The sequence below is a fragment of the Bradyrhizobium sp. CIR18 genome, from assembly GCF_014198295.1.
Lineage (GTDB): Bacteria > Pseudomonadota > Alphaproteobacteria > Rhizobiales > Xanthobacteraceae > Bradyrhizobium.
Map to the genome: position 1 here is coordinate 26,855 of NZ_JACIHF010000004.1, position 13,836 is coordinate 40,690.

General features: G+C 65.1%; 11 protein-coding genes. 4 read left to right on the plus strand and 7 right to left on the minus strand.

Translation table 11 applies throughout. The features are described from left to right. Window positions 1–55: 55 nt before the first annotated feature. The 4 genes from GGD65_RS16010 to GGD65_RS16025 all read right to left on the minus strand — a co-directional run bounded on the left by GGD65_RS16010 (window position 56) and on the right by GGD65_RS16025 (window position 4,288). Window positions 56–1,258 carry an ABC transporter substrate-binding protein gene (locus GGD65_RS16010; protein WP_018320971.1) on the minus strand — a complete coding sequence of 401 codons (1,203 nt, stop codon included), beginning with the start codon at window positions 1,256–1,258 and terminating at the stop codon, window positions 56–58. 79 nt (window positions 1,259–1,337) lie between these two features. Beyond that, window positions 1,338–1,922 (minus strand): amino acid synthesis family protein, encoded by a 585-nt coding sequence (locus GGD65_RS16015; protein ID WP_018320970.1) that lies wholly within the window; start codon window positions 1,920–1,922, stop codon window positions 1,338–1,340. Between the two features lie 15 nt (window positions 1,923–1,937). Then, entirely contained in the window at window positions 1,938–2,834 is an 897-nt protein-coding gene (locus GGD65_RS16020; protein ID WP_183235886.1) for a UPF0280 family protein, read from the minus strand. Next, a complete protein-coding gene (locus tag GGD65_RS16025) occupies window positions 2,831–4,288 on the minus strand; it encodes a hypothetical protein (RefSeq protein WP_018320968.1) in 1,458 nt (485 codons plus the stop codon). Before GGD65_RS16025 ends, GGD65_RS16020 begins: the two co-directional genes overlap by 4 nt. 251 nt (window positions 4,289–4,539) lie before the next feature. Here GGD65_RS16025 and GGD65_RS16030 point away from each other — a divergent pair, with 251 nt between their 5' ends. Together GGD65_RS16030 and GGD65_RS16035 are read left to right on the plus strand one after the other, a co-directional pair. Next, window positions 4,540–5,022: a (2Fe-2S)-binding protein gene (locus GGD65_RS16030; protein WP_018320967.1), complete on the plus strand. Its 483-nt coding sequence runs from the start codon at window positions 4,540–4,542 to the stop codon at window positions 5,020–5,022. Further along, window positions 5,022–8,543 carry a molybdopterin cofactor-binding domain-containing protein gene (locus GGD65_RS16035; protein ID WP_183235887.1) on the plus strand — a complete coding sequence of 1,174 codons (3,522 nt, stop codon included), beginning with the start codon at window positions 5,022–5,024 and terminating at the stop codon, window positions 8,541–8,543. Before GGD65_RS16030 ends, GGD65_RS16035 begins: the two co-directional genes overlap by 1 nt. Here the strand turns inward: GGD65_RS16035 and GGD65_RS16040 are convergent. Then, on the minus strand, window positions 8,540–9,508 hold the full coding sequence (locus GGD65_RS16040) for a catechol 2,3-dioxygenase (RefSeq protein ID WP_179730946.1): 969 nt from the start codon (window positions 9,506–9,508) through the stop codon (window positions 8,540–8,542). The two genes, GGD65_RS16035 and GGD65_RS16040, sit on opposite strands and share 4 nt — an antisense overlap. 417 nt (window positions 9,509–9,925) lie before the next feature. Between GGD65_RS16040 and GGD65_RS16045 the strand changes: the two genes are divergently transcribed. Both GGD65_RS16045 and GGD65_RS16050 read left to right on the plus strand, forming a co-directional pair. Further along, window positions 9,926–11,665, plus strand: a complete 1,740-nt coding sequence (locus GGD65_RS16045) for an ATP-binding protein (RefSeq protein ID WP_026202466.1) — start codon at window positions 9,926–9,928, stop codon at window positions 11,663–11,665. Window positions 11,666–11,956: 291 nt separating this feature from the next. Next, window positions 11,957–12,472, plus strand: coding sequence for an MgtC/SapB family protein (locus tag GGD65_RS16050; protein WP_183235888.1), 516 nt, complete (start codon window positions 11,957–11,959; stop codon window positions 12,470–12,472). 3 nt (window positions 12,473–12,475) lie between these two features. On the opposite strand, the gene GGD65_RS16055 is transcribed toward GGD65_RS16050, so the two are convergent. Both GGD65_RS16055 and GGD65_RS16060 read right to left on the minus strand, forming a co-directional pair. Further along, window positions 12,476–12,643, minus strand: a complete 168-nt coding sequence (locus GGD65_RS16055; RefSeq protein WP_312014275.1) for a hypothetical protein — start codon at window positions 12,641–12,643, stop codon at window positions 12,476–12,478. Window positions 12,644–12,688: 45 nt separating this feature from the next. Then, window positions 12,689–13,834: a PepSY domain-containing protein gene (locus tag GGD65_RS16060; protein ID WP_183235890.1), complete on the minus strand. Its 1,146-nt coding sequence runs from the start codon at window positions 13,832–13,834 to the stop codon at window positions 12,689–12,691. Window positions 13,835–13,836: the final 2 nt, after the last annotated feature.

The following is a 13,836-nucleotide window of genomic DNA, read 5'->3' on the forward strand; positions in this document are numbered from 1 at the left end:
GCTCCCACTCACCCCGACCCTCTCCCCGCAAGCGGGGCGAGGGAGAAGGAAGACATCAATCCTTCGGACGCAGCTTCTCGACTTCGGCATCGCTGGGCAGATAGTCCGCGCCCTTCTTGTAAGCCGAATCCACCATCACGCCCTTGCCGTCCTTCAGTGCGGTCTTGCCGACGAAGGCACCGAGCGTCGACTGATGGTCGATCTTGCGGAAGGTGATCTCGCCGAATGGCGAGGGCATCGACAGTCCCTCCGCGGCAGCGATCAGCTTCTCCGGATCGGTCGAGCCCGCCTTCGCCAGGATCGCGGCGGCCGCCTTGATGGTCTGGTAGCCGACGATGGAGCCGAGGCGCGGATAGTCGTTGTACTTGGCCTGGTACGCCTTCAGGAACGCGTCATGCTCGGGCGTCTTGATCGAGTACCAGGGGTACCCGGTGACGATCCAGCCCTCGGGCGTCTCATCCTTGAGCGGATCAAGATACTCCGGCTCGCCGGTCAGGAAGGAGACGACCTCGCGCCCCTTGAACAGGCCGCGGGTGTTGCCTTCGCGCACGAGCTTGACGAGGTCGGCACCGAAGGTGACGTTGAGAATCGCTTCGGGATTGGCGGCGGCAACCGCCTGCACCACGGGGCCCGCGTCGATCTTGCCCTGCGGCGGCCACTGCTCGTCGACCCACTGGATGTCAGGGCGCTTCTCCGACATCAGCTTCTTGAACACGGCAACGGCGGACTGGCCATACTCATAGTTCGGCGCGATCGTCGCCCAGCGCTTGGCCGGCAGCTTTGCGGCTGCTTCCACCAGCATCGCCGCCTGCATGTAGTTCGAGGGACGCAGGCGGAAGGTGTACTTGTTACCCTTGGACCAGGTCACGGCATCCGTCAGCGGCTCGGCCGCGAGGAAGAACACCTTCTTCTGGTTGGCGAAGTCACTGACGGCAAGGCCGATGTTCGACAGGAACGTACCCGTCAGCATCGCGACACCCTCGCTCGACACCAACTCGTTCGCCGCGGTCTGCGCGTCCGCCGGCTTGCCGCCGTCGTCCTTGGAGATCACAACGAGCTTCTTGCCATTGATGCCGCCGGCCGCGTTGATCTCTTCGACCGCGAGCTGCCAGCCCTTGCGATAGGGCTCGGTGAACGCCGGCAGCAGCGAATAGCTGTTGATCTCGCCGATCTTGATGTCCTGCGCCAGGGCCGAATGAGCCATGCCGCCCGCCAGAAGCGCGAAGGCCGCGCCGACGAAGTAATTTCTTGCTCGCATCCCAACCTCCAGTTTTGAACTCTTTACGTCTTCTGCGTGATCTCATCCGAGAGGCTGTGCCCGCCTCCCGCTTCGAGCCCTATCTCAGACCGTCCTCGCCCTTCACTTCCGCAACCGTGAGCCCGCCGACGCGCGGTAGCGGCCGGCCGCTGTCGGTAACGGCGACCGCGACCATGATCTCGTTGGCACGCGGCGCGTCGTTGATCTGCACTTCCATGCCGTCGAAATGGCTGCGCACGAACGCGGCGTCCTTGTGCCCCAGCGGGATGTCGAGCGTCGTGCCCGGCCCGCTGCGCTTCTTCGACGACGGGATCAATGCCGCGCCCTTGCTCAGCACCTTGCGAACCGGCGCGCCCATCTTGGGGTGGAGGATCGCGGCGGCATGCTCCAGCTCACCGTTCTCGCCGACGGCGGCGGCCTTGCCATAGCTCTGCGCCTTCGCACCATCGATGCCGAGCGCCGCCACGGCGCGCTTCGACAGCAGCTCACCCAGCTCCTCGCCGATCGCGATCAGCGGCGAGAGATCCTCGACATATTGTCCGGCAAAGGGATTTTCGATGACTGCGATCGCCGCGGCACGCCGGGTCGGCGGCGAGACCTGGCGGCCCATCTCCATCTGCGTCTCTTCGACGACGGTGACGATCTTGCGGATGATCGCGCTCATGTTTCGCTTCCCCGTTCAGGCACAGACCGCGTTCTCCAGCACAAGCGGGCGCGTTCGTTGCTCTTCTATATCCTTAGGTTCGATGACAAGCATATCACCACAAAGCCGCACCACGGCACCCTCGATCAATCCGCGATCGAACAATTGGCGTGCACATTCCGCGCCAGATTCGAGCGCGACGGCGATCTCGTCCTGCGACAACTCGCCGACGTCGCGCGTCACGAGGCGCTCGCCGAGATCGCTGTCGGGCTGCAGCTCGCTTGCAGGCGTCCGGATAATGGAGGGATGCCCGGGCAGATCGACAGCGTTGCCGATGATCGTGGCAGCCGCATCGGCCTGCGACGCCGTTGCCGCCAGCACCGTCACGGCATCGGCAATGCCGAGCGAAAAGCTGCGGCCGTGCCGGCCGCTTGTCGCGATGCCCCGCACGGGGTCATCCGCGTCAACCCTCATCGTCCGCATCACGCCGGCGCGATCGGGCCGGTCCATCAGGCCGACCGAAAAATGCTCGCCCTTGCCGAGATGAAGCGCGATATCGCCGCCATTGTTGACATAGGCCTGATCCAGCGTCGCAGCGCCCAACATGGCGCCCAGGATCTCCTCCGCCACGCTACCGGCAACAGCCGCCATCGGCGTGATGAAGCAATCGGAGGCATAGGGTGCGACAGCGGCATGCATCCGGCGGGCCACCACGCCCTTCAGCGAAGTCCGATTCCCGGCGGCCGTGCGCAGCTCCGGCAATTCGGCGCAGAGCTCGTCGAGCAGTCCAGTGAAGCGGCGCACAGCCGCCTCATAGGCTGCACGCACATCGTCCGCGCGCCCCCTCGCCTCAACGACCAGATCAATCGGTCCATCCTGCAAATGCAGCCGCCGGCCATCAGACAGCAATGCGATTTGCGGGAGCCTTGTCATGCCCGCGGCCCCGGGATCGGGTTCTGCCAGGGCAGCTGGCGGACATCGTCGCCGTTCTGGACCTCGGAGAGCGGCTTCACGTAATCCATGTGCCCGCCGAGCGCGGCATAGTCGGACAGCTTCATCGTGAACTCGATCGGCGCAACCAGCGCCGGCGTCGGCACGTAGCCGAACGCGCCCGCCGGCATCTGCGTCACGTCGACCATGTAGGTGATGCCGCCCCCCGGCCAGACATAGACCGGTGCACCGCCGCTGGTGACGCGCGTCAGCGCGTCCTTCACCGAGCGCGTCAGCCGCACCGGATTGTCGGTGACACCGGCACGCAGCGAGCCGCCGGCACCGGCCATGAACAGCACCGTGCACAGCGCCGGCTCGCAATTCTCCTGGATGCGCTCGACCGAGAATTTCAGATCATCCGGCATCTCGGTCTCGACCGGCTTCAGGGCCTCGTCAAGCACGTAGTAAGACGAATGCTCGCCGGTCGTGGAGACCATCAGCATCGAGAGACCCGGTTTTGCCTCCTTGGCATCGAACGGCCCGAGGATGGCGAGCGGATCGGAGATGTTGGTGCCACCCCACCCCGTGCCGGGATCTGCGACCTGGAAATAGCGGCCGGGCGTCGAGCGGCGGCCCTTCATCTTGATGCCGGTGTCGGCGATGTCGAGCAGCTTGCCGGCCTGATGCTCCGAGAGCACGCCGGTGATGTGGTCGTCGACCACGACGACTTCGTCGACCTTGCCGTGCCATTGCTTGGCGAACATGCCGATCGTCGCCGAGCCGCAGCCGACGCGCATGCGCTCTTCTTTCATGCCGTTGACGATCGGCGGTTGGCCGGCCTGGACGACGACGCTCGCGCCGCCGTCGATGGTCAGCTCGACCGCCTTGCAATTGGCGAGATCCATCAACGTGTCGCAGGTGACGCGGCCCTCCTTCTTGGAGCCGCCGGTGAGATGATGCACGCCGCCCAGCGACAGCATCTGCGAGCCGTATTCGCTCGTGGTGACATGGCCGACCGCCTCGCCCTGCGCGCGCACGGTCGCGGTCTCCGGCCCCAGATAGCGGTCGGTGTCGATCTTCACCTTGATGCCGCAATAGGAGAAGATGCCCTCGGTGACGACAGTCACCATGTCGACGCCGTCGACCTCCGCGGAGACGATGAACGGCGCCGGCTTGTAATCGGGGTAGGTCGTGCCCGCACCGATCGCAGTCACAAAGGTCGAAGGTTCGTGGACGATCTTGCCGTCCCAGTCTTCGGTGCGGCTGAACGGGACCAGCTTGCCGCCATGCGAGACCGTGCGCTCCAGGATCACATGCGGATCGACGCGGACGAGCTTGCCGTCGTGGTTGGCGTAGCGATCGCAGGCGCCCGCCGCGCCCGGCTTGATGTAGCACATCACCGGACAAGCATCGCAGCGGATCTTGTCGATAGCAGCGCTCGTCGTTTCCATCACCATGTCAGAGCCAGCGAGACCGCGGTTATCATTCGTATACGAACGATGGTGCGCGCGCCCCGGATGGCTGTCAAGCGGCGGTGCAGCGCAAAAGATGCGGCTGCTGCATAAAACCTCATTTGCCTATCCGCTCTGTCCACAAAGAAGGCAGTCGCGCTGCAGTGCGGCATGCATGGCTTGCACGTTTGTGTACAAACGGTATCGTCGCGACGTAGATTTTCGCCATGACTTTGGCCGAGCGCTTGGAAACGAGGATGACGCAGACACCGATCCGCCTCACCGTGAACGGGGGGATCCACGAGGTCGCTGCAGCGCCGGAGACGCCGCTGCTCTACGTGCTGCGCAACGATCTCGCGCTCAACGGCCCGAAATATGGATGCGGCCTCGGCGAATGCGGCACCTGCACTGTCCTGATCGACGGGACGGCGGCCCGCTCCTGCGTGATTCCCGTCGGTGGCTGCGCCGGCCGCGACATCGTGACGCTCGAAGGGCTCGGCACGCGCGACAAGCCTGACCTCGTGCAGCAGGCCTTCATCGACGAGCAGGCCGCGCAATGCGGCTATTGCCTCAACGGCATGATCATGACCACCAAGGCGCTGCTCGCGATCAACCCGCGGCCGACCGAGCAGGAAGCGCTGGCGGCGCTGCGCTACAATCTCTGCCGCTGCGGCACGCATGTCGAAATCCTGCGTGCCGTGATGCGCGCTTCAGGCCAGCTCACCGAGGCCGTTGATTGATGGCCTCCCCTGCCCCTAATGGAGCTGAGCGCCAATCCGGTTCGCTCGTCGTCGTCCGCACCGTGGATGAACTCACGTCCGAGACTTTCATCCGCATCACCGCGGATGGATCGGTCAGCGCGTATAACGGCCATGTCGATCTCGGCACCGGCATCCGCACTGCGCTCGGCCAGATCGTCGCCGAAGAGCTGGATGTGTCCTTTGCGCGCGTCGTCGTGGTGCTCGGCGACACTGCGGTGGTGCCCAACCAGGGCGCGACGATCGCGAGCGAGACCATCCAGATCACCGCTGTTCCCCTGCGCAAGGCCGCGGCGCAAGCCCGTCACTTCCTGATCGCGCGCGCGGCCGAGCGGCTGGAGCTGCCGGCGGCGGACCTCAGAATCGAGGACGGCCTGGTGCGCGGCCGCGACAACCGCAGCATCAGCTACGGCGAATTGATCGGCGACGAGACGATCCGCCTGGAGTTGGCCGACGACGTCACCGTCAAAGCGGTCGGCGATTATGCCATCGTCGGTCAGTCGACGCCGCGCGTCGACCTGCCCGCCAAGGCCACGGGCGAATTGACCTTCGTTCACGATATCCGCGTCCCCGGCATGCTGCACGGCCGCGTGGTGCGACCGCCCTATGCCGGTGTCGATGCCGGGCCGTTCGTCGGCACCAGCCTGATCGCGGTCGATGAAGCGTCGGTACGCGACATTCCTGGCCTCGTGGCGGTCGTGCGCATCGGCGACTTCGTCGGAATCGTCGCCGAACGTGAGGAAAATGCGATCCGCGCGGCGGAGCAGCTCAAGGTGAGCTGGCAGCCGACGCCTACCCTCACCGATCTCGCCGACGTCGAGACCGCGCTGCGCGCCAATCCATCGACACCGCGCACGCTGATCGACAAGGGCGACGTCGATGCGGCGATATCAGGCGCGGCCAAGCCGATGCAGCGCACTTACGTGTGGCCGTATCAGATGCACGCCTCGATCGGCCCATCCTGCGCCGTCGCGGATTTTCAGGACGGCAATATCCGGGTCTGGTCCGGCACGCAAAATCCGCACGTGCTGCGCAGCGACCTCGCATTGTTGGTCGAGCGTCCCGAGAGCGAGGTCGAGGTGATCCGGCTGGAAGCCGCCGGCTGCTACGGGCGCAACTGCGCCGACGATGTCACCGCGGATGCGCTACTGCTGTCGCGCGCCGTCGGCCGGCCCGTGCGCGTGCAGCTGACACGCGAGCAGGAGCACGCCTGGGAGCCCAAGGGCACCGCGCAGCTCATCGACGTCAATGGCGGCCTGGATGCGAACGGCGGTATCGCAGCGTATGATCTCGCCACGCGTTATCCCTCGAACGCTGCGCCGACGCTGGCGCTGCTGCTCACCGGTCGCATTCCATCCGAGCCCGCCGTGCTGCAGATGGGCGACCGCACGGCGATCCCGCCCTACGATTACGACCACATGCGCGTCGTCGCCCACGACATGCCGCCGATCGTGCGCGCCTCCTGGTTCCGCGGCGTCTCCGCGCTGCCGAACACGTTTGCGCACGAATCCTACATCGACGAAGCCGCAGCCGAGGCTGGCGTCGATCCGATCGAATACCGCCTGCGCTACCTCAAGGACCAGCGCGCCGTCGATCTCGTCAATGCGGTCGCCGAACGCGCGGGCTGGACGCCCCGGCCGACGCGCGAAGAGAAAGACGGCGAGATCGTGCACGGGCGCGGCTTTGCCTATGCGCTCTACGTCCACAGCAAGTTTCCCGGCTACGGCGCGGCGTGGTCGGCCTGGATTGCCGACGTCGCGGTGAACAAATCGACCGGCGATGTCAGCGTGACGCGCGTGGTTGCGGGACAGGATTCCGGATTGATGATCAATCCGGACGGCGTCCGCCACCAGATCCACGGCAACGTCATCCAGTCCACCAGCCGCGCGCTGATGGAGGAAGTCTCGTTCGAGCGCGGCGCGGTCGCGGCACGGGAATGGGGCGCCTATCCGATCATCCCGTTCCCCGACGTGCCCAAGATCGACGTGCTGATGCTGCCGCGTCAGGACCAGCCGCCGCTCGGCGTCGGCGAATCCGCTTCGGTCCCGAGCGCGGCGGCGATAGCGAACGCGATCTTCGATGCCACTGGCGTGCGCTTTCGCGAGCCGCCCTTTACGCCCGAACGCATCCTGAGGGGATTGCACGGTGAAACTTCGCCCGTGCCGCAGGCCCTGCCCGCGCCCGCCGCGCCGCCGCCGTCGCGCATCTGGGAGAATCCGTTCGCCAAACGCGCCGGCATCTTGGCTGCGATTGCTACCGTCTGCACCGCCGCGATCGGCATCGGCGCGGCGCTTCTGCCGGGGCGCGCGATTGCGCCGATCGCCCGGCCCGACGCATCGGTCTATTCCACCGCGACGATCGCACGGGGAGAGCAGCTTGCTGCGCTCGGCAATTGCGCGGAGTGCCACACCAATATCGGCGGCGTACTCAATACCGGCGGCCGCGCATTGGAGACGCCATTCGGCACGATCTATTCAACCAACATCACGCCCGATGTCGAGACCGGCATCGGCGCCTGGTCCTATCCCGCCTTCGAGCGCGCGATGCGCGATGGCTTGCATCGCGACGGCCGGCAGCTCTATCCCGCCTTCCCCTACACGCATTTTACCAGGACCAGCGAAGCCGACCTTCAGGCGCTCTATGCCTATCTGATGGCGCAGCCTGCATTGCGCGCGACGGCGCCGGCGAACACGCTCGCCTTCCCGTTCAACCTGCGCCCGCTGCTCGCGGGTTGGAATGCGCTCTTCCACCAGGCAAAGGAATTCAAGCCCGACCCCACCAAGTCCGAGGCCTGGAATCGCGGCGCCTATCTTGTCGAGGGCCTCGGCCATTGCAGCGGCTGCCACTCGCCGCGCAATGCGCTCGGCGCCGAGCAGCGCAATGCCTATCTCGCCGGTGGCTTCGCGGAGGGCTGGGAGGCGCCGCCGCTGACCTCGCTCTCTCACGCCCCGATCCCGTGGAGCGAGGATGAGCTGTTCGCCTATTTGCGCACCGGCCATTCACGCTATCACGGCGTCGCCGCCGGCCCGATGGCACCCGTTGTCAGGGATCTCAAGGCCCTGCCCGACCAGGACATCCGCGCGATGGCGGTCTATCTCAATTCGTTCAACGACGCCGCGGTCGATGCGCCTGCGCTCGCGGTAAAACTCGAAAGTGCGACCCAAGTCACCGTCGCCTCGTCCACCGGCGCGCGGCTCTATCAGGGAGCCTGCGCCGTCTGCCACGAGGTCGGCGGCCTGCCGTTGTTCGGCAGCCGGCCCTCGCTCGCGCTCAACAGCAATCTGCACAGCGCCACATCGGACAATCTCGTGCAGGTGATCCTCCACGGCATCGCCGAGCCCGTGTCGAGCGACCTCGGCTACATGCCGGCGTTCCGGAACAGCATGAGCGACGCACAGGTGGAGGAGCTCGTCAACTTCCTGCGCCAGCAATTCGCGCCGGGCAAGCCGGCATGGTCAGGCGTCCGCGAGACGATCGCGCGGGTGCGCAATTCAATCCACTAACCGTGCTTCTTCGCCTCCACCGGCGGCGTGCCGTGGGTGTGGAAGGACTCGATCGTCTTCAGCCCCCACGCCTGGCCCTTCTTGCGCTCCTCCTCGGTCCACACGATCGGCTTCCAGTCCGGCGCAAGGATCAGGCGTGCGCCGGCATTGGCGACTTCGACGCGGTTGCCGCCGGGCTCGTAGACGTAGAGGAAGAAGGTCTGCTGGATCGCGTGCTTGTGCGGGCCGGTCTCGATGTGGATGCCGTTCTCCAGGAAGATGTCGGCAGCACGCAGAATCTCCTCGCGGCTGTCGAGCGCGTAGGTGACGTGGTGGAAGCGGCCCGGCACGCCTGAATGGTCGAGCGAATAGGCGAAGTCGTAGCTCTTGTTCGACATCGTCAGCCACATCGCAGCTTCACGGCCGTCATTGAGCACGATCTGCTCGGTGAGGCGGCAGCCGAGGTAATTCTCGAAGAACTCGCGGTTGGCCTTGATGTCGACGGCGAGGCAGTTGAGATGATCGAGCCGGCGGACATTGACGCCGCGCGCGGGAAAGCGCTGCGCCTGGTTCTTCAGTGCGGGCTTCAGCTCGGGCGGCGCCTGATACCATTCGGTCTCGTAATAGAGCTCGACGATGTGACCATCGGGATCGCGGCAACGGAAGGTCGGCCCCTGCCCCATGTCGCCGTCGATCCAGCCGATGTCGAAACCGGAACCCTTGAGCGCGGCGACGCGGCGCTCCAGCGCCTGCTGGCTGCGCGCGCGCAGCGCCATGTGCTCCATGCCCGACGTCTTCGATGCCGTCAGCTTGAGCGAATAGCGTTCGTAATCGTCCCAGCCGCGCAAGTAGACCGACTCACCCTTCTGGCCGCTGACAGTCATGCCCATGACGTCGACGAAGAATTTCAGGCTCTCATCGGGCTTGGGCGTCAGCAGCTCCATATGGCCGAGATGAGCGAGATCGAGGATCGGTTCGGGCTGCATGGCTTTCCTCCAGGGCACAGCTGGCGATCCGCCGACCGGATCGCATCATCGGGAGCAAGGCGCAACGCGCTCAGCCCCCGGGAGACGGTCACGAGGCCCCTAGCCTATTTGTACTAATGTACAAATGATTAGGTCCCGTCAACAAATCAAACACCCTGGATCGAAGGAGAACGTTCCCCCGAAGGGTGGACTGACTGGCCGGATGGTAAAATGTTCCTTAATTGCCATTCGGCTCCAACGGCCTGAAATAGCGCTGATTTCCCGCCGTTTCCGCCCGCAAGTATGCAATCGGAACAAACCTCCCGGCCGAATTGTCGTGGATTTAACGAAGTGCCCGCGCCTGGCGCTTAACCGTTTGTGCAGCCACGGCCGCGCATAGTCCGGGCAAATCCCTCGCTCTCGCCAGGTTCATTCATCGTGACATCCTTTGGACGCGTGATTTCGGTTCGCGGATCGCTGGCCCGGGTCGGGCTGCTGGCAGAAAGCCAGATGCCGATCTCGGAAGTTCGGGCGACCGTCGGCCGCTTCGTCAGTATTCGCAGCGCCAGCTCGGTCATCGTCGCGATGATCACCGAGGTGTCCTGCGAGAACCTGTCGAGCAGCGACAGTTATATCGCGGTTGCCTCGGTCGACCTGCTCGGCGAGATCCTCAACGCCAGCGACAAGCCGAAATTCCAGCGCGGCGTCACCAACTATCCGACCATCGGCGATTCCGTCGATCTGATTACCAGCCAGGAGCTGCGCACGATCTACGCGCCGACCGGCTCGGACCAGATCAATGTCGGATTCCTCCAGCAGGATCGCTCGGTCGTCGCCTATGTCGATGTCGAGGAGATGCTGTCCAAGCATTTTGCAGTGCTGGGATCGACCGGCGTCGGCAAATCCACCGGCGTGTCGCTCCTGCTCAACGAGATCCTGAAGGCGCGCCCGAACCTGCGCATCTTCCTGCTCGACGTGCACAATGAATATGGCCGCTGCTTCGGCGACCGCGCGCTGGTGCTCAACCCTCGAAACCTGAAGCTGCCGTTCTGGCTGTTCAATTTTGAGGAAATCGTCGACGTGCTGTTCGGCGGCCGCGCCGGCGTGCCGGAGGAGCTCGACATCCTGGCCGAGGTGATCCCGCTCGCCAAGGGCGTCTACACCCAATATCAGAACGCCGACCGCATCGGCCTCAAGCGCATCGATCCCAAGCAGATCGGCTACACCGTCGACACCCCTGTGCCGTACCGCCTGGTCGACCTGATGTCGCTGATCGACGAGCGCATGGGCAAGCTCGAGAACCGCTCCTCGCGCATCATCTATCACAAGCTGATCTCGCGCATCGAAGCGGTGCGCAACGACCCCCGCTACGCCTTCATGTTCGACAACGCCAATGTCGGCGGCGACACCATGGCCGAGGTCATCAGCCATCTGTTCCGCCTGCCGGCGAACGGCAAGCCGATGACGGTGATGCAGCTCGCCGGCTTCCCCGCCGAGGTGATCGATTCCGTCGTCTCGGTGCTGTGCCGCATGGCCTTCGATTTCGGCCTGTGGAGCGACGGCGTCTCGCCCCTGCTGTTCGTCTGCGAGGAAGCGCATCGCTACGCCTCCGCCGACCGCAATATCGGCTTCGGCCCGACCCGCAAGGCGGTGTCGCGTATCGCCAAGGAAGGCCGCAAATACGGCGTCTATCTCGGCCTTATCACCCAGCGGCCGGCCGAGCTCGACGCCACCATCATCTCCCAGTGCAATACGCTGTTCACGATGCGTCTTGCCAACGAGCGCGACCAGGCGCTGCTGCGCGCCGCTGTGTCGGACGCCGCCGCGAACCTGCTCTCCTTCGTGCCCTCGCTCGGCACGCGTGAAGTGCTGGCCTTCGGCGAAGGCGTCGCACTACCGACCCGGTTGCGCTTCAAGGAGGTGCCACCGCACCAATTGCCGCGCGGCGAGGCTACCATCAGCAGCGTGCCTTCGGTCACCTCCGGCCACGACATGCATTTCGTCAGCGCCGTGCTCGAACGCTGGCGCGGCGCCACCTCGCAGCGCGACGTGCCGAATGACCCTGTGTTCTCGGCTCCGCCCGCCAAGACGCTCTCCAATGTCGAGGCCCCGATGCTGCAGCCCTCGATGGGGCTCGATCCGGACCGCTTCTCGCTGCTGAAGAAGCCGCTGCGGTAAGGACTCGCGTGTCCCGGACGCGCTGCAGCGTGAAACGCTGCTGCGCAGAGCCGGGACCCACGCCGCGCACACCCTCCTCTCCGACATTCTGGGCCCCGGCTCAGCAGCGCACTGCAACGGACGATGCTTCGCATCGCCGGGAGCGCCGCGCTGCGTCCGGGGCACGAGACGTAACGACTCCTCTGGAGCCTCTCGCCCGCATCGACTATGTTTTGCCGGTACGAAGCCGACGTTCTACACATGACGAACCCTCGCTCGAACGCATGGGACGCGTGCCGAAGAAGTGACTAGATGACCGAAATGGACTGGCCCGAAATCCTGCTGCGCCTCGGCACCGCGACGCTCGCCGGTAGCGCGATCGGCCTGAACCGCGACCTGCACGGCAAGCCGATCGGGCTGAAGACGCTCGGCATCGTCGGGCTCTCCACCGCGGCCGTCGTGCTGCTCGCGGTCCAGTTCGCCGAGCCCGGCAAGATCACCGATGCGACGAGCCGTGTGATCCAGGGCATCCTGACCGGCATCGGCTTCCTCGGAGCCGGCGTCATCGTCCACGAGAGCGACCGTTTTCGCGTGCGCGGCCTGACCAGCGCGGCCTGCACCTTCCTCGCCGCCTGTCTCGGCATTGCGTGCGGCGCCGGGCAATGGAAGATCGTCATGGTCGCATTGGCGTTCACTTTCGTGCTGCTCACGATCGGCCGCCGCGTCGAACGCTGGCTGCATCGGATGCTTGGCGGCAAGGATGAGAGACATGACATCGGCCACGATATCGAAGCGCGCCATCCGTCAGAGGCCGATCGCCGTCCATAATTCTCAGCGCGGCTCACCTGCGCGGCGCCAGCAGACAATCGCCAGAACGACCGGCAGCGACAACGCCAGCCACGAAAGCGCGTCCCAGACATCGTCTCCGACCAGCGCAAGGCCGAGCCCTGCGCCGCAGACGATGCCGACGAGGAGAGGCCAGCGGAAGACGTCCCACACGCTTCTGTGAACCCGAGGCTGGTTCGAGACGGGAGTGACCATGGGCTATGTGCCGACTGCCGCGGTGCGGCCCGCGTCGAGCGGCTTGCGGCGGGCCGGTGACTTTCGCCGCGCCGCCCAGAGATAGATCCCGCTGACGAGAATGATGATCGTGATGATGTCCAGCAGCGCCCAGATGATCTTCAGCGGAAGCCCACCATAGTCGCCGAAATGCAACGGCCGGGAGACCTGAAGCGTCTTCAGATACCAGGGCACCTCGGGGGCCACGATGGTCTTGCCGTCATTGGCGTCGACGAGCATCGGCTGGAGCATGCGCGCCGTGAAGGGCGTCGCGCCCTTGGTCCAGACGACCAGATGCTGCGGGCTGCCGAAGCGTGCCGATGTCGGCATCGTCACCGAGGTGACCAGACGATCCGGAAATCTTGCGCGGACGAGCTCGACGGCAGTCTGAACCGACGGGATCGGAGCCACGGGCTTGCCGAGATGAGGCGCCAGCAAGACCGGGATCAACTGCGCGCGCCACAGGTCGAACAGCGGCGTCGCCAGTGTGTTGATCATGCCGGTGAGACCCACAACCATCGCCCAGGTCACGGTGACGATGCCGAAGAGATTATGGGTATCGAGCCATTTGGCGCGCGGAGACGATCGCCGGCGGATCGTGCCGAAATCGAGCCGCCGCATGAACGGCCAATAGACGACCACACCGGACATGATCGACGCGGCGAACACAAGACCCATCGTGCCCAGAAACAATTCGCCGGGCAGGCCTGCAAACATGTCCTTGTGAATCCGCAACACGAAATCCATGACGCTCTGATGTGGAGCCTCCTCCCCGAGCATTTCGGCCGTCCGCGCATCGAACGTTAGACGATGGAAGTTACCCGGCGCCGGGACAGCGGTCGGAGACACCGCAACCGTCACCAGCGGCTCCGTCTGCTTGAGATTGAGAAGCAGGACGTAGTGCCCCGGAAAGCGCGCTTGAACCGCAGCGATCATCCGGTCGAGCGAGAGACGCGGCGTTCCCTCCGGCATGGCGGGCGCCGCGATCTCATCCTCGAGCAGATCGTCGATCTCGTCGTGGAAGACCAGCGGAAGCCCGGTCATGCACAGCATCAGCAGGAACAGCATGCACACCAGCGACGTCCAGGTGTGAATGCGCGACCATAGCCGGATCGTGCGTGCCTGAACCATGA